The sequence below is a fragment of the Amycolatopsis sp. NPDC004378 genome, from assembly GCF_053602455.1.
The window spans coordinates 405,504-423,888 of record NZ_JBSGDR010000003.1 but is presented as its reverse complement, the minus strand read 5'-3'; the positions used below and the strand labels follow the sequence as shown (position 1 = coordinate 423,888).

Genomic DNA, 18,385 nt, shown 5'->3' with positions numbered 1-18,385 from the left:
CGGTTCACCCGCCCGACGAACGGCCGTGGCCGAAACCGACAGCCGCGGCGTGGCAGGCCCCGAACCCCTCGGCACGCGCGACGATCCGGCCGCCTTCGACGCGGATGGCGGTCTCGGTGGCGTCGCTGACCGCGGTGACGCCGGCGGCCGCGGCGAGTGCTCCGGTGGCGTCGCAGACGATCCGCAGCCGCGGCCGGACCGGTGGGGCGATGGCCTGGTCGAGGCAGCCGCGCAGGTCGGCGACGGCGAGCCTCGCCAGCGGGGCGAGCTCGCCGGGGTCGCTGGTGACGAGCACGGCGGTGACGTCGGCGCCGGCGCGGACGGCTTCTTCGAAGGCGGAGGCGCGGTGCAGGCCCAGGACGGTGACGACGCCGTCGCCGGGACGCACGGCGCCGCCGGTGAGCAGGTCGGTCGCGGGCGGCGGGGTCCACGGCTCGTCGACGGGCCGGGCCTGCGAGGTGATCGGCGGGACGCCGGGCCAGTCGTCGCTCAGGTCCAGGTCGAGCAGGGCCGCGCAGGCGGTGACGACGTGGAACGGCTCGCCGAAGCCGGGCGCGGCCGCGGCGAGCTGGCTCGCGCCCGAGAGTGTCGTGAGGGCGGCTTCGGCGACGCGGACCAGGCGCCGGCCGGGGCGGCGGCGTTCGAGGGCGAGCCCGAGCAGGATCGCGTTGACGCGCATGAGCTGCGCGTACGGGCGGCGGGTGTGCTCGTCGGCGAGGATCTCGGGCAGCAGGTCGCGGCCGAGGCGGGCTTCGGGGCTGTCGCTGTCGGTGGAGAGCGGCAGCCGGGCGACCCAGGCGCGGGCGAATGCGGCCAGGACATCGGCCGCGGCCGGGTCCGGCGGCGGGGTGGCGGGCCGGGGCGCGCGTTCGGCGAGGTCGGCCAGGACCGCGAAGTAGAGGGCTCGTTTGCCGGGGAAGTTGGAGTAGACCGCGCCGCGGGTGAGCTCGGCGCGTTCGGCGATGACGTCGATCTTGGCCTCGCGGAACCCCCGTCCGGCGAACTCGTCGCGGGCGGCGGCGAGGACCTTCGCGCGGTTGCGTTCCTGGGTCTCCGCCCTGCTGAGCCTGACCATCGTCCTCCTTGCCGTGGCGTCGCGAGCCAAGATATCGTGACCACTGAGATGATTAGAACATCTGATGTGAACATCTGGAGTGGCCCATGACCCCCGAGATCGACCTGACCGACTTCGCGGTCCTGACCGACCCGTTCACCGCCTACGACCGCGCCCGCGAGGAGAGCGCGGTGGCCAAGCTGGTGATCCCCGGCTTCGGCCCGTTCTGGGCGCTGACCCGCTACGCCGAGGCCCGCGCGATGCTGGCCGACCCGCGGTTCGAGGTCCGCGCGGAAAGCTTCCTGAGGCCGCCGGGCATCCCCGAGCACTGCCTGGAGTACCTGCGCACGATGGCCGAGCGCGACGGGCCCGAGCACCTGCGGCTGCGCCGCCTGGTGGCCCCGGCGTTCACCCCGAAGCGCGCCGCACAGCTGCGGCCGCGGCTGGTCGCGCTCACCGAACGGCTGCTCGACGAGCTGCCCGCGCACGCCGAAGACGGCGTCGTGGACCTCGTCCCGCACTTCGCGCGGCCGCTGCCGATGGACGTCATCTGCGAGCTGGCGGGCATTCCCGAGGCCGGCCGGCCCCAGTGGCGTGAGTACGGCGCCGCGGTCGCGGGCGGCGCCGGTCCGGACTTCGCGGCGGCGATCCCGGCGATCATCGAGGGCGCGAAGGCGGCGGTCGCGCGCAGCCGGGCCGACCCGGGCGACGACCTGATCGGCGACCTCGTGCACGCCCAGGACGGTGACCGGCTCACCGACACCGAGCTGGTCACCCTGGTCTGGCACCTCGTGCTGGCCGGGCAGACGCCGGTGAACCTCATCGCCAACGCCGTCGAAGCCCTGCTGCGGCACCCGGACCAGCTCGAGCTGCTGCGGGCGGACCCCGGGTGGTGGCCGGGGGCGGTCGAGGAGCTGATGCGCTTCTGCAGCCCGCAGCTGCTGACCACGCCGCGGTTCGCGCGGGAGGACGTCAAGATCGACGGTGAGCTGATTCGCGAAGGCGAGCGGGTGACGGCGGCGATGGTGGCCGCCGATCGCGATCCGCGCGTGTTCCCCGACGCCGGCCGCCTGGACGTGACGCGCTCGGGACCGGCCCAGCTGGGGTTCTCGCACGGCCCGCACTTCTGCCTGGGCGCGTCGATCGCGCGGGTGGAGACGGAGGTCGCCCTGTCGGCGTTGTTCGCCCGGTTCCCGGACCTGGCGCTCGCGGGTGACGTGCCGCGGGCACCCGACGGCGGGACGTGGCGTCCGGCGCGGCTACTTCTGACGCTCTGACACGAGCGCCTCGATGCCGTCGAGGACGCGGGCGAGGCCGAAGCGGAAGGTGTAGGCGGGGTCTTCCGCGGCGTTGTGGGCCTCACCCGCGGCCTGGCCGACGCGCGAGGCGATCGGGTAGTGCGCCGCGTCGGCGGCCGGGATGCCGGCCAGGACCGGCGCGGCGCGTTCCCACCACTGCGCGTCGGTCATGCCGCTGGCGCGGACCAGGCGGGCGGCGTCGATCGAGCTGCGCGCGGTGGTCCGGACCAGGCCGGTGACGAGGCCGACGGCGGCGTCCATCTCGACGTCGTCGAGCCCGATGCCGTCGACCGCGCGCAGCTCGTGCTCGTACTTGGCGAAGCTGTGCGGGCCGAGCGCCGACCGGCTGGTGGTGACCTGCAGCAGCCACGGGTGGCGGTGGAACAGGGCCCACAGCTCGTCGGCGATCGCGGTGAGCGCGGCGCGCCAGCCGAGGCCGGGCTCGGGGGCCGGCAGCTCGCCGTGGACGTGGTCGATCATCAGGTCCAGCAGTTCGGCGCGGCCGGGCACGTAGGTGTAGAGCGACATGGGGGAGACGCCGAGCTGGTCGGCGACACCGCGGATGGTGACGGCCTCGATGGTGTCGGCGTCGGCGAGCGCCACGGCGGCGCGGACGACGTCGGCCGTGGTCAGCTTCGGTTTCGGGCCGCGTTTCGGGGGGCCGGAGACGCCCCAGAGCAGCTCGATCGTCCGCTTCGGGTCGCCGTTGTCGTTGTCCTCCGTGCGCACGCCGCTCATTCTGCCCACTCGATTCTCGTACGTCGTACAGAGTTGTGCTAACCTCTTCTTCGTACACAGTACAGAGTTAAGGGGCTTGATGACTCCGCAGATCCACGCCGAGGGACTTCGCAAGCGCTACGGCGACGCGTACGCCCTCGATGGGTTCGATCTCTCCGTCCCGGCCGGGTCGCTGCACGGCCTGCTGGGACCCAACGGCGCGGGCAAGACGACGGCGGTCCGTGTGCTCTCCACCCTGCTGCGTCACGACGGGGGTGTCGTGCGGGTGGCCGGCTTCGACGTCGCCGCTGAACCAGCGAAAGTGCGGTCCTCGATCGGGCTGGTCGGGCAGCAGGCCGCCGTCGACGAGCTGTTGTCCGGGCGGCAGAACCTGGTGTTGTTCGGCCGGCTGCACCACCTGGGCCGGCGTGAAGCCGTGCGCCGCGCCGACGACCTGCTCGAGCGGTTCGGGCTCGTGGACACCGGGTCGAAGCCGGTTTCGGCGTACTCGGGCGGGATGCGTCGGCGGCTCGACTTGGCCGCGTCGCTGCTGGCCGCGCCGCGGGTGCTGTTCCTCGACGAGCCGACCACCGGCCTCGATCCGCGCAGCCGCACCGAGGTCTGGAAGGCGGTGCGGTCCCTGGTCGCCGACGGCACGACCGTGCTGCTCACGACGCAGTACTTGGAGGAGGCCGACCGGCTGGCCGACCGCATCTCCCTGGTGGAACACGGCCGCGTGATCGCCGAAGGCACCCCGGCCGAGCTGAAGGGCTCACTCGGGGCGACCCGGATCGAGCTGGTGCTGACCGACCCCGACGTCGTCCCCGCGGCGACGGCGTTGCTGGCCCGGGTCACCGGGGGCGAGCCGGTCCGCGAGGAGCTGCGGGTCAGCGCGCCGGCCGAGCCGCCGATGCTGGCGGACGTGGTGCGCGAGCTGGCGGCGACCGGGCTGTCGTTCGCCGACGTGGCGTTGCGGCACCCGACGCTCGACGAGGTGTTCCTGGAGCTGACGGGGGTGCCGCGATGAGGTGGGCCCTCGAGGACAGCTGGACGCTGACCCAGCGCTACCTCGCGCAGCTGGCGCGGCGCCCGGTGCGGCTGGCCACGGTGGTGGCGTTCCCGATCCTGATGGTGCTGATCTTCGCCTACCTGCTCGGCGGCGGGATGACCGTGCCGGGCGGCGGGTCCTACCGCGAGTTCCTGATGCCCGGGATGTTCGCGATGACCATGGCGTTCGGGTTGTCGGGCACGATGATCGCGGTGCTGGACGACGCGGCCAAGGGCGTCACCGACCGGTTCCGCTCCTTGCCGATGGCGCCCTCGGCGGTGCTGACCGGCCGGGTGGCCGCGGACCTGCTCAACGCGGTGCTCGCGCTGGCGGTGCTGCTGGGCTGCGGGTTCGCCGTCGGCTGGCGCCCGCACGGCAGCCTGGCCGAGACGCTCGCGGCGTTCGGGTTGCTGCTCCTGCTGCGCACGGCCCTGGTGTGGGCGGGGATCTACCTGGGCCTGCTGACCACCGATCCGTCGATGGTGACGCTCGCGCAGACGCTGGAGTTCCCGTTCGGGTTCCTCTCCAGCGCGTTCGTGGCGACCGCGACCATGCCGGCGTGGCTGGGAACCGTGGCGGAGTGGAACCCGTTGTCCTCCACGGTGACAGCGACGCGGGTGCTGTTCGGCAACCCGGGCGCGGGCGGGGAGTCCTGGGTGAGCGCGCACCCGGTGCTCATGGCGGTGGTGTGGCCGCTGGTGCTGCTCGCGGTGTTCGTGCCGTTGTCCGTGCGCCGATACGGGAGGCTGGGGAACTGAACGTCGACTTCCACCCGGGTGAGCCGCCGCGGGCGGGACGCCTGGTCATCGACGGCCGTGAGCTGTCCCTTGTGGACGGACTGCCGGAACTGCTCGGCGGCGCCGACGCGTTCTGGGCGACCGCGGCACAGGCCGCGTTGAAGCTCGTCGCCGCGGGACGGCTGCTGCCCGGGGTCACCGAGGGCGGTTACGACGCCTGGCGAGTCGGGCCGCTGGCCCCGGCCGAAGCCGCGTGGCTGCGGGACCTCGCGGCGGCGATGCCGGCGGACGTGCGCGCGCCGGGGCCGTTGCTGCGGGCGTTCCTCGACGCCGTCGCCGACACGCTGCCCCGCACACCCGCCGCGGCGAAGGCGGCCCGGACGCGGTTGTTCGCCGCCGTCGCACCCCAGCGCGCGGAGTCCCTGCGCGACTGGGCCGACGAACTGGCGGCCGGGCTCGACTCGGGGATCCGGGTGTCGCTGCGGATCGAGGCGCCGGACGGCTTCGACGCGGGCCGGTTCCACGCCGTGGTGCAGGTGCACGGTGATGCCGGGATCGCCGACGCGGCCGAGCTGTGGGAGACGGGCCGGTTCGGGCCGCGGGCCCGCATCGACGTCGTGCTGGCGCTGCGCCGCGGTGCGCAGGTGTGGCCGGCGTTGGGCCCGCTGCTCACCTCGGCCGTGCCGGACGAGCTGGCGCTGGGCGAGGACGACGTCACCGAGCTGGTCGCGGCCGCGGCGCCGCGGCTGGCGGCGGTGGGGATCGACGTGCACTGGCCGGCGGAGCTCGCCGGGTCGCTGACCGCGCGAGCGGTCGTGAACGCCGGGGACGCACCGGGTGACCTGCCGTCGTTCTTCGGCGGTGGGCGGGCCCTGGCGTTCGACTGGCAGCTCGCCCTGGGCGGCGAGGTGCTGACCGAGGCGGAGCTGGACGCGCTCGCCGAGGCCCGTCGTCCGGTGGTGCGGCTGCGCGACCGCTGGGTGCTCGTCGACCCCGCATTGGCGGCGAAGGCACGCGAGCGGACGTTGAAGCCGTTGACCCCGGTCGACGCGCTGGGCGCGGTGCTGACCGGGACCACCGAGGTCGACGGCGAGCCGGTCGAGGTCGTCACGGAGGGCTGGCTGGCGCGGCTGCGGGAACGGCTGTCCGCGCCGCCCGAACCCCAGGCGCCGCCCGCCGGGCTGGCCGCGACGCTGCGGGACTACCAGCTGCGCGGATTGCAGTGGCTGGCCACCGTGACCGGCCTCGGGCTCGGTGGCTGTCTCGCCGACGACATGGGGCTGGGCAAGACGGTCACGCTGATCGCGCTGCACCTGCATCGCGCGTCCGGGCCGACGCTGGTGGTGTGCCCGGCGTCGTTGCTGGGCAACTGGGAACGCGAGATCCGCCGGTTCGCTCCGGGTGTGCCGGTGCGGCGCTTCCACGGCGGTGCGCGGTCGCTGGCGGACCTCGACGGGTTCGTGCTCACCACCTACGGCACGCTGCGCGCCGATCCCGCGCCGCTGGCGCAGGTGCGGTGGGGGCTGCTGGTGGCCGACGAGGCCCAGCACGTCAAGAACCACCGGTCGGGCACGGCGAAGGCGGTGCGGCTGGTGCCCGCGGCCGCGCGGGTCGCGCTGACCGGCACGCCCGTGGAGAACACGCTCTCGGAGCTGTGGGCGATCCTCGACTGGTCGGCGCCGGGGCTGCTGGGTTCGCTGAGCGAGTTCCGGACGCGGTGGGCGAAGCCGATCGAGGCCGGCGATCCGGCCGCGGCCGAGCGGCTGTCCCGGTTGCTGCGGCCGTTCCTGCTGCGGCGGCGCAAGTCCGACCCCGGGATCGCGCCGGAGCTGCCGGCGAAGACGGAGACGGACCGGCCGGTGGCGCTGAGCCCGGATCAGGTGGTGCTGTACGAGGCCGTGGTGCGCGAGATGATGGCCGACATCGCCGCGAGCGACGGGATGGCGCGGCGCGGCCGGATCGTCAAGCTGCTGACCGCGCTCAAGCAGATCTGCAACCACCCGGCGCAGTACCTCAAGGAACCAGGCGGCCGCTCTGGCAAGCTCGAACTGCTCGACGAGCTGCTGGACACGATCCTCGCCGAAGACGGCGCGGTGCTGGTGTTCACCCAGTACGTCGCCATGGCCCGGCTGCTGGAGAAGCACCTGGCCGCGCGCGGGATCCCCACCCAGCTGCTGCACGGCGGCACCCCGGTGGCCCGGCGCGAAGACCTCGTGCAGCGGTTCCAGGACGGCGAGGTCCCGGTGTTCCTGTTGTCGCTCAAGGCGGCGGGCACCGGACTGAACCTCACGCGCGCGGACCACGTCGTGCACTTCGACCGCTGGTGGAACCCGGCGGTCGAAGACCAGGCGACCGACCGGGCCTACCGGATCGGGCAGACCCGACCGGTCCAGGTGCACCGGCTGGTCGCCGAAGGAACGGTCGAGGACCGGATCGCGGCGATGCTGCGGGAGAAGCGAGCTCTGGCCGAGGCGGTCCTGGCCGGGGGCGAGGCGGCGTTGACGGAACTGTCGGACACCGAGCTCGCGGAGCTCGTCGAGCTGAGGAGCCGCTGATGAGCGACGTGCGAGGGTTCCCGGCGTTCGGGCCCAGCGGCGTCCGCGGGCGGTTCGCGACGTCGTGGTGGGGCCGGGCGTGGCTGAGCGCGATGGAGGACACCGCGCTGGACCTGCGTCAGCTCAAGGCCGGGCGCCGGTACGCGGCGGCGGGGCTGGTCGGGCCGATCACGGTGAGCCCGGGCCGGATCGCGGCGGTGGTCGACGACGCCGACGGCGGCCCGTACCGGACCGAGCTGCGCCTGGCGGAGCTGTCCGAAGTGGACTGGACGCGGTTCTTCGACCGGGTCGCGTCGCGGGCCGGGCACCTGGCGGCGCTGCTGGACCGGGACATGCCGCACGACCTGGTGGCCGCGGCCGGCGACGCCGGCGTCCACCTGCTGCCGGGGATCGGCGATCTCGATCCGGAGTGCGACTGCCCGGGCTGGGAGCTGCCGTGCAAGCACGCGGCCGCGTTGTCGTTCCAGGCGTCGTGGCTGCTGGACGCCGACCCGTTCGTGCTGTTGCTGATGCGGGGCAGGGGCGAACGGGAGATCCGCGAGGAGCTGGAGAGCCGGACCGCGCCGCGGGCCGAGCTCGAGGTCACCGACCGCACGCCCGGCGAACTGCCGGACCTGGCGGAGTTCCGGCCGTCGGGAGCGCCGTCGGTTCCGGCCGCGCCCGGCGTGCCCGCGGAGGCGTTCGCGCTGCTGTCGGCCAACGCGGCGGCGCGGGCCCGGGCGGTGCTGGCGGGGGAGCCGTGGCCGGGACGGCGGGCCGACGCGGTCCGGCTGGCCGCGGAGTTCCCGCCGGTGGCGTCGCGGCTGGGCGAAGGCACCGGCTTCGAGCAAGCCGTCGCGGCGTGGACGTACGGCGGGCGTGACGGCCTCGAGGTGCTGGACTCGTCGTGGACGCCGCCGAAGCCCGTGCTGGCCGCGGCGCGGGCCGCACTCGCCGACGTGGAGCCGGTGTTCGACCGCAACCACTGCACGGCCGGGGACGTGCAGCTGCGACTGGATCGCCGGGGCCGGTGGCACCCGTACCGGCGCGAGGGCGGGACGTGGTGGCCCGCGGGCCCGCCGGAGACCGACCCCGGCCTGCTGCTCGGCTGAGGCTTCTTCACGCGGAAAAGGGTTGCCACGTCAAGGATTTTCGTGGGAATTCGACGTATCCAGCGTCCGGGCCGGTGTCTCCTGTCCCCCGAAGGCGGGTTCCGCCTGGCGACTGGGGGTGCGGGCGCGCGGGTGCTGCTCTCCGCGCGCCCGCCCGGTCTTCTGTCGCGGGTCCGGATCGGGCGAGTCTAGGCCGCGGCGCGTTCGGCGAGCGGACGGCGGCGCAGTCCCGGCTGCTGCAGGGCGGGTGGCTGGTAGGTCTGGTCGAGGGTGCCGACGTCGGTGCCGGGCGCGACGATCTCGTCGATGCGGTCGAGGAGGTCGTCGGAGAGGGTGACGTCCAGGCCGGCCAGCAGGTCGTCGAGGTGGGCCATCGTGCGGGCACCCAGCAGTGCGCTCGTCACGCCGGGATGGGCGATCGTGAAGGCCATCGCCAGGTGCGTCAGGGGCAGGCCGGCTTCGGCGGCGAGGGCGGCGAACTTCTCGACGACGTCGAGCCGGGTTTCGTCGGTGAGGTGGCGGACCAGGCCCGCGCGGCGCAGTTCGCCGTGCGGGCGGCCGGTCAGCAGGCCTTGGCCGAGCGGGCCCCAGACCAGGGTGCCCATGCCGAAGCGCTGGGTGGTGGGCAGGAGCTCGCGTTCGATGCCGCGGTTGAGCAGGGAGTAGACCGGCTGCTCGGTGTGGAACCCGGTGAGGCCGCGGCGCTCGGCGGCCCACTGGGCGTCGACGATGCCGGACGCCGGGGTCCCGGACGCGCCGATCGCGCGGACCTTGCCGCTGCGCAGCAGGTCGGTGAGGGCGGCGAGGGTCTCCTCGATGTCGGTGCCGGGGTCGGGCCGGTGCAGCTGGTAGAGGTCGATGTGGTCGGTGCGCAGGCGCCGCAGGGAGTTCTCGACCGCGGTGACGATCCAGCGGCGGGAGGCGCCCTGGTGGTTGGGGTCCTGGCCGGTGGGGCGGCCGAACTTGGTGGCGAGCACGACGTCGTCGCGGCGGCCTTCGAGGGCTTTGCCGACGACCTCCTCGGAGTCGCCGTAGGCGTCGGCGGTGTCGACGAAGTTGATGCCGGCGTCGAGGGCCTTGTGGAGGACCCGGGCGGAGTCCTCGGGGTCGGCGTTGCCGATCGAGGTGGCGAACATCAGCGTGCCCAGGGCGTAGGGACTGACCTTGATGCCGGTCCGGCCCAGCGTGCGGTACTGCATCGGGACTCCTCGGGTAACCTCAACCGGAAAGCTTTTCCACAACTATACGGAAAGACTTTCCGGTTAGCCACGAGGAGGACCGTGACCGCAGAGCCGCGACGCCGGCGCGCCGACGCCCAGCGCAACATCGACGCCCTGCTGGAGGCGGCGAAGAGCGTGTTCGCCACCTCGGGGGTGGACGCTCCGGCGAAGGAGATCACCGACCTGGCCGGGGTCGGCGTCGGCACGCTCTACCGGCACTTTCCGCAGCGCGCCGACCTGGTCGCGGCCGTGCTGCAGCGCGAGATCGACGCCCTGGCCGACGCGGGACCGCCACTGAGCGCCGACCACGCGCCGGGGGACGCGCTGCGCAAGTGGCTGCACCGCTACACCGAGCTCGTCGGCACCAAACGCGGGCTGGCCACGGCGCTGCATTCGGGCGATCCCGCCTTCGACGCCCTGCCCGGGTACTTCATGCAGCGCATGGAGCCCGCCCTGGCCGAGCTGCTGGACGCGGCGGCCGCGGCGGGGGAGGTCCGCGCCGACGTGAGCGCGAAGGACCTCCTGCACGCCGTGGCCCTGCTCTGCCAGCCGGTACGTGGCGAGGACCTGGAGTACAACCAGCGGATGGTCGCGATCCTCGCCGACGGGCTCACCCCACGGGCGTGACCGCGTAGTCCGCGACTCCCTGGCTCAGCGAACCGTCGCGCGCTCGATGATCGCGCCCGTGTCCACCCCGGACGGCAGCGTGCCGAACGCGATGCCCCAGTCACCGCCGAAGCGCGACGCGCAGTAGGCGTCCGCGACCGCCGGGTGACCGTGGCGCACCAGCAGCGAGCCCTGCAGCACCAGCGCCATCGACTCCACCACCCGCCGCGCGCGGTACTCGATGCCGTCGAGGTCGGTCAGCTCCTTGCGGATCCGGTCGACGGCGTCGTCGAGCCGCGCGTCCCCGCCGGCCGCCTGCTCGACCTCGGCGAAGAACGCCGCGACCGACTCCGGCTGCTTGCCCATGGCCCGCAACGCGTCCAGCGCGGCGACGTTGCCCGAGCCTTCCCAGATCGAGGACAGCGGCGCCTCGCGGTAGAGCCGCGGCATGCCCGACTCCTCGACGTACCCGTTGCCGCCGAAGCATTCCAGCGCCTCGGCCGCGTGCGCCGGGGCGCGCTTGCACACCCAGTACTTCGACACCGCGAGCCCCAGCCGCCGGAACGCCTGCTCCTGCGCGTCGTCGCGCCGGTCGCCCGCCGCGGCCAGCCGCATCGCGACCGTCGTCGCGGCTTCGGACTCGACCACCAGGTCGGCGAGCACGTTCGCCATCAGCGGCTGGTCGACCAGCGCCTTGCCGAACGCGTGCCGGTGGGTCGCGTGGTGGATCGCCCGGACCGCCCCCAGCCGCATCCCCGACGCGCTGCCGAGCGTGCAGTCCAGCCGGGTGTTGTTGACCATCTCGATGATCGTGCGGACCCCACGGCCCTCCTCGCCGACGAGCCAGCCCACGGCGTTGTCGTACTCGATCTCCGACGACGCGTTGGACCGGTTGCCCAGCTTGTCCTTCAGCCGCTGCAGCCGGATCGGGTTGCGCGAGCCGTCGGGCAGGACGCGGGGGAGCAGGAAGCACGAAAGCCCGCCCGGCGACTGGGCCAGGGTCAGGAACATGTCCGACATCGGCGCCGAGGTGAACCACTTGTGCCCGACGAGGGTGTAGCTGCCGTCGGCGCTCGGGGTCGCCGTGGTCGTGTTGGCGCGGACGTCGGAGCCGCCCTGCTTCTCGGTCATCGACATGCCCGCGATCAGCCCGCGCTTGCCGCCCGGCTCGCGCAGCCCGAAGTCGTACTCGGTCGAGGCCAGCAGCGGCTCGTACCGCGCGGCCAGCTCCGGGTTCGCGCGCAGGGCGGGGATCGCCGCGTACGTCATCGAGATCGGGCAGCTGTGCCCAGCCTCGACCTGGCCCCAGACGTAGAACTTCGCCGCCCGGGCCGCGTGCGCTCCGTCGCGCGGGTCCTGCCACGGCGTGCCGTGCAGGCCGTGCGACACCGCGACGGTCATCAGCTCGTGCCAGTACGGGTGGAACTCGACCTCGTCGATCCGGTGCCCGTACCGGTCGTGGGTGCGCAGCACCGGCTCGTTCTCGTTGACCAGCCGGCCCCACTCCTGGGCCTGCTCACCGCCGGCGAGCTTGCCCAGCTCGTGCACCTCGTCGGCCGCCCAGCCGGCGCCGGCGCGCTCGAGCCCGGCCAGCAGGGCCGGGTCGTCCGCGACGTCGTGGCCGGCGAACGGCGGGACCTGGTTGGTGACCTCATGCGTGGCGGGCATCGGAACCTCCTAGAGCGCGGACGACGAAGGTGCGGAGCTCGGCGACGTCACCGGCGTTTCCGCTGGTCAACGGACCGATGAGGACTTCGGCGGCGGCCCCCACCAACGCCGCGGCGGTCAGCCGCCCGTCCTGCGGCGGCAGGGTGCCGTCCTTGACGCCGGCCGCGACGTGCTCGGCGACGACGTCGGTGAACGCCCGCCGGAACTCGAGGCGTTCGGCGTCGATCTGCGGGTCGACGGGCTCGGCGAGCAGGGCGTACGCCTGCCGTGGCGCCTTGAGGGCGCGCTGGGCGAAGGTCTCGAACACGGCGACGACCCGCTCGGCGGGCTCACCCGGCTGCGCGGACACGGCCCGGACGGCCTCGACCTCCCGCGTCACGACCTGCCGGAACACGTGCACGACCAGGTCGGCCTTGGTGGGGAAGTGCTGGTAAACGCTGCCCACGGCCACCCCGGCACGCTCGGCGACGGCGGCGACCGAACAGCCGCTGTAACCGTAACCGGCCAGCTGTTCCGTGGCGGCGGCGACGATCGTCGCGCGCTGGGCGTCGAGGCGTTCCTGCACCTTCGGAGTGCGGCGGTAGGGCACGTCAAGAAGTGAAGCACTGATTCATTGCTTCAGTCAACGTCACTCCGGCGTCGACGCTATTTCCCGGTGATCACCCCGACCGCGATGCCCAGGATCGCGGTGTTGTAGACGAACGCCACCACGCTGTGCGTCAGCACCGTGTACCGGATCGGCCGCGCCCGCACCTCCACATCGGACGTCGCGAACGACGTCCCCACCGTGAAGGCGAAGTACGCGAAGTCCAGCAGGTTCGGCCGTTCCGTCGCCGGGAACCACAGCCCCGGCTCCGGCGCGGCCCGGTAGTGCAGGTGCGCGTACCGGTCCGCGTACCCGAAGTGCAGCAGGATCCACGCCGCCAGCACCGCCGGCACGGCGCAGATCTGCAGCGCCAGCGCGAACTCGTCGTCCTGCTCGGCGATGTCGTTCGCCGTCAGGATCAGCCCGCCCGCGGTCATGCCCACGATGCTCACCAGGACCGTCGCCGCAAGGCTGATCCGCCGGCCCAGCAGGCTGTGCAACCACGTCGGCTCACCGTCGGCCACCAGCCGGTACCGGCGGATGCGCAGGAACCGCGTCGCGATCACCGCCACCGCCAGCAGGTCCCACGCGAGCAGGAAGACCACGTCCAGCCCGGTGTTCGGCCCGACCAGCCACCCCAAGCCCAGCAGGACCAGCAGGAACTCCGCACCCTGGTACCAGAAACTCCGCAGTCGACGCACGGCGCGAAGCTAGCGGCCGCCGCGTGCGACGGCACCCCGGATCACCCGCTCAGGTGGCCCGCTTCACCAGCGCCACCAGGTACCGGCAGGGGAGCGGCCCCGGGTTCGCGAACACGCAGTCCGCCGCCGGCCCCAGCTGCAGGCAGTCCCCGGCGTCCAGCTCGTGCACCTGCGTGCCCTCGTGGAACCGCAGGTGCCCGTCCAGCACCCAGATCTGCTGGTGCAGGAACGTGTAGGTCCCCGCGGCGAGCGCCACCTCCGCACCCGCCGGCAGCTCGACCTCCACCAGCTCCAGCGGACGGCCACCCGCGGGGGAGACCGACCGCCGCCGGTACCCCGTGTCCGGGTCCACCCACACCGGCTGCTCCGCCGCGCGCACCAGCCGCCGCTCGTCACCCTCGGCCCGCGCGATCAGCTCCGACAACGTCATGCCCAGCGCGGCGGACAGCTTCGCCAGCAACGCGGCCGTCGGCTGCACGTCACCCCGCTCGATCTTGCCGATCATCGCCCGTGAGACGCCGGAATGCTCCGCCAGGGCCACGGCCGAAAGACCACGGGAAGTCCGGGCGGCGTGCACGGTCGCGGCCAGCCGAGTGGTGAGAAGGTCCGTCATAAAATTGGATACTATAGGAACCACTATGGCTACCATGTGAGCCATGTTGATTCGAGACGCCACCTCCTCCGACGCCGAAGCGTGCGCCACTCTCTACGCGCCCTACGTCACCGACACCGCCATCTCCTTCGAGACCGAACCGCCCGACGCCACCGAAATCGCCCGGCGCATGACCGACGCCCACGCCTGGTTCGTCCTCGAAGACGACAGCCGCGTCGCCGGATTCGCCTACGCCCACCGCTTCGCCGAGCGCGCCGCCTACCAGTGGTCGTGCGAGACGAGCATCTACCTCGAACGCGGCCGCCGCCGCACCGGCGCCGGCCGCGCGCTGTACGAGAAGCTGTTCGAACGCTTGCGGGACAACGGGTTCTGCCGCGCCTTCGCCGGCATGACGCTCCCGAACGACGCCAGCGCCGGCCTCCACCGCGCACTCGGCTTCGCACCCGCGGGCGTCTACCGCCGCGTCGGCTGGAAGCACGGCGCGTGGCACGACGTCGCCTGGGTCCAGAAGGACCTCAACGCAACCGAAGGTTGCACAACGCCGCCGGTCCCGCTAACGTGACACGCAACCAAACGTTGCACAAGGAGCGGACATGGACCACGGGACGATCGAACGAGAGATCCACATCGACGCCACCCCCGAAGTCGTCTTCGACGTCGTAAGCAGCCCCGAACACCTCCGCGAATGGTGGCCCGACGAGGCCGAATACCCGGTCGAACCCGGGGGAGCGGGCCGCATCGGCTTCGGCGGGAACTGGGTCCAGTTCACCGTCGTCGACGCCCAGCCCCCGAAACACTTCTCCTTCCGGTGGGCCCACGCCGAAGGGGAGACCGCCGCACCCGGCAACTCGTTCCTCGTCGTCTTCGAACTCGAACCCCACGGCACCGGAACCCGCCTGCGGATGACCGAAACCGGCTTCCGCGAACAGGGCTGGGAGGAAGCGAAGATCGCCGCCGAGTACGCCGACCACGTCACCGGCTGGGACCACTTCCTGCCCCGCCTGCCGCCGTACGCCGAAAAGATCGTCGCACCGTGAGCACCGCCGTGGACGACGACCTCTGGTCCGCCATCGGCGACCCCACCCGCCGGCGGATGCTCGACCTGCTCCTCGACGACGGCAGCGGAACCGCCACCAGCCTCAGCGAACACCTCCCGGTCACCCGGCAGGCCGTCGCCAAGCACCTCGCCGTCCTCGACCGCGTCGGCCTCGTCCACGCCACCGCCGCGGGGCGCGAAAAGCAGTACCGCGTAGACGAAGCCCAACTGGCCCGCGCCGTCGCCCAGCTCACCACCGTCGGCACCGCCTGGGATGCCCGGCTCGGCCGCATCAAGCGCATCGCCGAAACCATCGAACGGAAGAAGAAGTAGCCATGGACATCCTGCACCGCATCGGCATCGAGAAGTCCTCACCGGACCAGGTCTACGACGCGCTCACCACTCTCGACGGCCTGTCCGCGTGGTGGGCCCGCAAGACCGTGGGGGACACCGAGCTCGGCGGCGTCATCGCCTTCCGGTTCAGAGCCGGCGGGTTCGACATGAAGGTCACCGAACTCGACCCGGGCAAGCTCGTCCGCTGGGAGGTCGTCGACGGCCCGCCGGAATGGGTCGGCACGACGATCCGCTGGGACGTCGAGCAGCGCGGCGACTACACGATCGTCCTGTTCAAGCACGAAGGCTGGCGCGAGGCCGTCGAGTTCATGCACCACTGCAGCACCAAGTGGGCGATCTTCCTGATGAGCCTCAAACAGCTCCTGGAGACCGGGGAGGGCGCCCCGGACCCGAACGACGTGGCGATCAGCGACTGGCACTGACGTTACTTGACATAATGTACATTATCGGCACTTGGGGCCAGCTGCGGCGGAGTGCCGAGAGGGGCGGAAGAACCGCCCTGATCGCGTGAGGGCTCGCGCTTCGTCAGGACGGCTTGTCCTGACGAAGCGCACCCTCCCGCATCGGCCATGGAGGAACTTCCCGCCTGAAGAAGCCCCTGGACGCCGCAGTGGCGTCCCCTGGAGCGGCGGAACGATACGCTGCCACCCGACCGTAAAACGTCACGGTGACAAAACTCGGTCAGGCGATTCAGTGCAGAAATGACAGCCGACGAGGGTGAACGGCTCACCGCCCAGTCGACCCCTGCGAGCGGCCGCCGCAGCCCGAACTGGCTGATCGAACACCTGTGCGTATCCCCGTCAAGGGCACTCGGCGGGCTGCGGAAGGCTCGGATCCGGCCCGAGAGAGCCTCGGATCCCCCAGGGGACGAATCCCGGCTAAACCGACATTTCATGCATAATCAACATTATGCATGAAATGTCGAGGAGGACCCAGGGGCCGGAATTGTCGGTGGTGTGCGGTACAAGATCCACATGAAGGTTTCCGAGGCGCAGCAAGCCTTCTTCGCCGCTCGCCGTCCCCGCAAGGACTCTCCGCACACCACCGACGCCTACCGCCGCGACCTCGCCGGGATCACCACTCTCCTGGTTTCCGAGCTCGGCCGCCCCGCCGAGGACCTGGACGTCGCCGATCTGACCGGGCCGGCGCTGCGTTCGGTGTTCGGCGCGTTCGCGGACGGGCACGCGAAGAGCTCGGTGCTGCGGGCCTGGTCGACGTGGAACCAGTTCCTGACGTTCTGCGTGGCGGACGGGCTCTTGGAGGGCAATCCGATGGGTGCGGTGGCGCGGCCGCGGACGCCGGCGTTGACGCCGAAGCCGTTGCGGGGTGAGGAAACCCCGGAGCAGCTGCTGTCGGCGGCGGCCGCGGGTTCGCGGCGCGCGCGGGATCCGTGGCCGGAGCGGGACGTGCTGGTGATCGCGCTGGGGCTGGTGGCGGGGTTGCGGGCGGCGGAGATGCGGGCGTTGACCGGGCGGTCGCTGGTGGGTCGGGCCGGTGAGCCGAGGTTGCACGTGAAGGGGAAGGGCAGCCGGGACCGGTCGATCCCGGTGCAGCCGGTGCTGGCGGAGCTGATCGAGCGGTACCGGGCGTCGTGCCGGGTGCGGTTCCCGCACGTGCGCTTCTCCCCTGGTTCGCCGTTGTTGCTGGATCGCGCGGGTGAGCCGATCGGGCGGGGTGCGCTGGAGTACCTGGTGAAGTCGTGTTACCGGGGTGCGGGGTTGCACGACCGGGTGCCGGCGGGGGCGAATCTGCACGCGTTGCGGCACACGTTCGCGACGCGGCTGGCGGAGGACGGGGCGACGGCGTCGGAGATCATGGCGTTGCTGGGGCACGCGAGCTTGGCGACGAGCCAGAACTACATCGAGGCGACGGGCCGGGAGCAGCGTGCGGCGGCCGCGAGCAACCGGACTTACCGGGCGTTGGACGGTCTGGGGTCAGGTGGGTGTCCGTCGAGTCCGGCGTAGACCGTCACGACGGGGTCGGCCGGTTGTTTGTAGCTGAGCCAGCTGAGCCGGCGTCCGGTGGTGAGGTCGGGTCCGGAGACGGCGGTGGCGATGGCGTCGAAGTCTTCGGGGGCGATGCCGGACATCTCGAGGAGGTCGCGCACCCGGGTGGCGGCTTCGGCGTCGTCGCGGAGGTTCGGGTCGAGCGGGCAGTAGAGGGTGGCGGAGGCGGGCCGGGGCCGGCTTTCCCGGAAGGCCAGGCAGGTCATGGGTGCCTTGGTGAGGTCGGCTGTCGAGCCGTGGATGCGCGTGAGGATCTTGGTGAAGAGGTCCGGTTGGTGGTCGTCGGCGAGGCTTGCGATCCGTTCGACGGCTTCGGGTTCGGCGCCGGTGTGGCGGAAGTAGAGCTTCACCCTGGCTTCGGGTGTGGCGCCGAGGTCGAGGGCGAACACGGCGATCTCGTGCTGGGGCGAGTCGGCCCAGCCGGGGCCGAGGTGGTCGTCGAGCAGGGCCCAGGGTTCGCTCAGCCCGAGGCGGTGCAGGGCTTCGCCGATGGTTCGGTGCGGTGCCGCGCCCGGGTTCAGGTAGACCTTGAAGAGGGGTTCGCCGGGCCGGAACGCGGTGGCGCAGAACATCGAGAAGAGGTCTGACGGCTTGGGGGTGAAGAGGTCTTCGACGAGGTGCAGCCGGGTGACGTCGACGGCGAGCACGTCGTGCAGCCAGCGGACGAAGTGGTGGTTCGTCAGGCGCGCGGGGGTGTCGAGCGATTCGAAGCCCATGCGTGCTTCGGCGCCGGATCGGGTCATCGCGAAGGAGAACTCGACCGGTGAGCCGTCGTTGGCGGCGAAGGAGTGGTGGTTGTCCAGCCGGGTGACGGGCTGGTCGGCCCAGTCGCCCATCAGGGAGCCGGCGAGTTCGACGTGCCGCGCGACGGCTGCGTGTTCGAGGCCGAGGGCCAGGGACGACACGGCGAGGTGGGCCGTGACGACGTCCCGGTAGGTGGGGGTGTCCTGGCTGTCGACGCTCGCCCAGGCCCGGGCCCGCCCTGTCATCCGCATGTCTCCCCCACGCTCGGCTCACCGGTCGGCCACTGAGCGTCAGGGTTTCAGGCCGGGGTCGGCGGCGGCGATCCTTGGCGGGCAAGTGGGGTGACCGGGT

Annotated in this window: 19 protein-coding genes; 11 read left to right on the top strand and 8 right to left on the bottom strand. The window is 72.4% G+C overall.

The window, feature by feature from the left end; genetic code table 11:
• Positions 1–4 precede the first annotated feature (4 nt).
• Positions 5–1,075 carry a TetR/AcrR family transcriptional regulator gene (locus ACWEN0_RS13615; protein ID WP_451972770.1) on the bottom strand — a complete coding sequence of 357 codons (1,071 nt, stop codon included), beginning with the start codon at positions 1,073–1,075 and terminating at the stop codon, positions 5–7.
• A gap of 86 nt (positions 1,076–1,161) precedes the next feature.
• On the opposite strand from ACWEN0_RS13615, the gene ACWEN0_RS13610 reads away from it, so the two are divergent.
• A complete protein-coding gene (locus tag ACWEN0_RS13610) occupies positions 1,162–2,331 on the top strand; it encodes a cytochrome P450 family protein (protein WP_451972768.1) in 1,170 nt (389 codons plus the stop codon).
• On the opposite strand, the gene ACWEN0_RS13605 is transcribed toward ACWEN0_RS13610, so the two are convergent.
• Positions 2,314–3,090, bottom strand: a complete 777-nt coding sequence (locus tag ACWEN0_RS13605) for a TetR/AcrR family transcriptional regulator (RefSeq protein WP_451972766.1) — start codon at positions 3,088–3,090, stop codon at positions 2,314–2,316. The two genes, ACWEN0_RS13610 and ACWEN0_RS13605, sit on opposite strands and share 18 nt — an antisense overlap.
• Before the next feature lie 79 nt (positions 3,091–3,169).
• Between ACWEN0_RS13605 and ACWEN0_RS13600 the strand changes: the two genes are divergently transcribed.
• The 4 genes from ACWEN0_RS13600 (at position 3,170) to ACWEN0_RS13585 (ending at position 8,500) form a co-directional block, all read left to right on the top strand.
• Positions 3,170–4,096 carry an ATP-binding cassette domain-containing protein gene (locus ACWEN0_RS13600; protein ID WP_451972764.1) on the top strand — a complete coding sequence of 309 codons (927 nt, stop codon included), beginning with the start codon at positions 3,170–3,172 and terminating at the stop codon, positions 4,094–4,096.
• Positions 4,093–4,875, top strand: coding sequence for an ABC transporter permease (locus tag ACWEN0_RS13595; RefSeq protein WP_451972762.1), 783 nt, complete (start codon positions 4,093–4,095; stop codon positions 4,873–4,875). The genes ACWEN0_RS13600 and ACWEN0_RS13595 overlap by 4 nt, the downstream gene beginning before the upstream one ends.
• 71 nt (positions 4,876–4,946) lie before the next feature.
• The gene (locus ACWEN0_RS13590; protein WP_451972760.1) at positions 4,947–7,409 is read left to right on the top strand and encodes a DEAD/DEAH box helicase; all 2,463 of its coding nucleotides are present in this window, start codon (positions 4,947–4,949) and stop codon (positions 7,407–7,409) included.
• Positions 7,409–8,500 (top strand): SWIM zinc finger family protein, encoded by a 1,092-nt coding sequence (locus tag ACWEN0_RS13585; RefSeq protein WP_451972758.1) that lies wholly within the window; start codon positions 7,409–7,411, stop codon positions 8,498–8,500. Before ACWEN0_RS13590 ends, ACWEN0_RS13585 begins: the two co-directional genes overlap by 1 nt.
• Before the next feature lie 188 nt (positions 8,501–8,688).
• On the opposite strand, the gene ACWEN0_RS13580 is transcribed toward ACWEN0_RS13585, so the two are convergent.
• On the bottom strand, positions 8,689–9,699 hold the full coding sequence (locus ACWEN0_RS13580) for an aldo/keto reductase (RefSeq protein ID WP_451972756.1): 1,011 nt from the start codon (positions 9,697–9,699) through the stop codon (positions 8,689–8,691).
• A gap of 81 nt (positions 9,700–9,780) precedes the next feature.
• On the opposite strand from ACWEN0_RS13580, the gene ACWEN0_RS13575 reads away from it, so the two are divergent.
• The gene (locus ACWEN0_RS13575) at positions 9,781–10,347 is read left to right on the top strand and encodes a TetR/AcrR family transcriptional regulator (protein WP_451972754.1); all 567 of its coding nucleotides are present in this window, start codon (positions 9,781–9,783) and stop codon (positions 10,345–10,347) included.
• Between the two features lie 24 nt (positions 10,348–10,371).
• Here ACWEN0_RS13575 and ACWEN0_RS13570 read toward each other — a convergent pair whose 3' ends face one another.
• From ACWEN0_RS13570 to ACWEN0_RS13555, 4 genes are read right to left on the bottom strand one after another with little or no spacing between them, the layout of a single operon-like run.
• Positions 10,372–11,994 carry an acyl-CoA dehydrogenase family protein gene (locus ACWEN0_RS13570; protein WP_451972752.1) on the bottom strand — a complete coding sequence of 541 codons (1,623 nt, stop codon included), beginning with the start codon at positions 11,992–11,994 and terminating at the stop codon, positions 10,372–10,374.
• Positions 11,978–12,583, bottom strand: coding sequence for a TetR/AcrR family transcriptional regulator (locus tag ACWEN0_RS13565; RefSeq protein ID WP_451972750.1), 606 nt, complete (start codon positions 12,581–12,583; stop codon positions 11,978–11,980). The genes ACWEN0_RS13570 and ACWEN0_RS13565 overlap by 17 nt, the downstream gene beginning before the upstream one ends.
• A 56-nt stretch (positions 12,584–12,639) precedes the next feature.
• Entirely contained in the window at positions 12,640–13,281 is a 642-nt protein-coding gene (locus ACWEN0_RS13560; RefSeq protein ID WP_451972748.1) for a DUF1345 domain-containing protein, read from the bottom strand.
• 49 nt (positions 13,282–13,330) lie between these two features.
• A complete protein-coding gene (locus ACWEN0_RS13555; protein ID WP_451972746.1) occupies positions 13,331–13,894 on the bottom strand; it encodes a helix-turn-helix domain-containing protein in 564 nt (187 codons plus the stop codon).
• A 43-nt stretch (positions 13,895–13,937) separates the two neighbouring features.
• Between ACWEN0_RS13555 and ACWEN0_RS13550 the strand changes: the two genes are divergently transcribed.
• From ACWEN0_RS13550 to ACWEN0_RS13530, 5 genes are all read left to right on the top strand, one after another.
• Positions 13,938–14,456, top strand: coding sequence for an N-acetyltransferase family protein (locus ACWEN0_RS13550; RefSeq protein ID WP_451972744.1), 519 nt, complete (start codon positions 13,938–13,940; stop codon positions 14,454–14,456).
• A 31-nt stretch (positions 14,457–14,487) separates the two neighbouring features.
• On the top strand, positions 14,488–14,931 hold the full coding sequence (locus ACWEN0_RS13545; RefSeq protein ID WP_451972742.1) for an SRPBCC domain-containing protein: 444 nt from the start codon (positions 14,488–14,490) through the stop codon (positions 14,929–14,931).
• The gene (locus ACWEN0_RS13540) at positions 14,928–15,263 is read left to right on the top strand and encodes an ArsR/SmtB family transcription factor (RefSeq protein ID WP_451972740.1); all 336 of its coding nucleotides are present in this window, start codon (positions 14,928–14,930) and stop codon (positions 15,261–15,263) included. Before ACWEN0_RS13545 ends, ACWEN0_RS13540 begins: the two co-directional genes overlap by 4 nt.
• Positions 15,264–15,265: 2 nt before the next feature.
• Positions 15,266–15,706 carry an SRPBCC family protein gene (locus ACWEN0_RS13535; protein ID WP_451972738.1) on the top strand — a complete coding sequence of 147 codons (441 nt, stop codon included), beginning with the start codon at positions 15,266–15,268 and terminating at the stop codon, positions 15,704–15,706.
• Positions 15,707–16,240: 534 nt separating this feature from the next.
• The gene (locus ACWEN0_RS13530) at positions 16,241–17,248 is read left to right on the top strand and encodes a tyrosine-type recombinase/integrase (RefSeq protein ID WP_451972736.1); all 1,008 of its coding nucleotides are present in this window, start codon (positions 16,241–16,243) and stop codon (positions 17,246–17,248) included.
• Here ACWEN0_RS13530 and ACWEN0_RS13525 read toward each other — a convergent pair.
• Positions 17,194–18,279 carry a tryptophan dimethylallyltransferase family protein gene (locus ACWEN0_RS13525; RefSeq protein WP_451972734.1) on the bottom strand — a complete coding sequence of 362 codons (1,086 nt, stop codon included), beginning with the start codon at positions 18,277–18,279 and terminating at the stop codon, positions 17,194–17,196. The genes ACWEN0_RS13530 and ACWEN0_RS13525 overlap by 55 nt on opposite strands.
• Between the last annotated feature and the right edge of the window lie 106 nt (positions 18,280–18,385).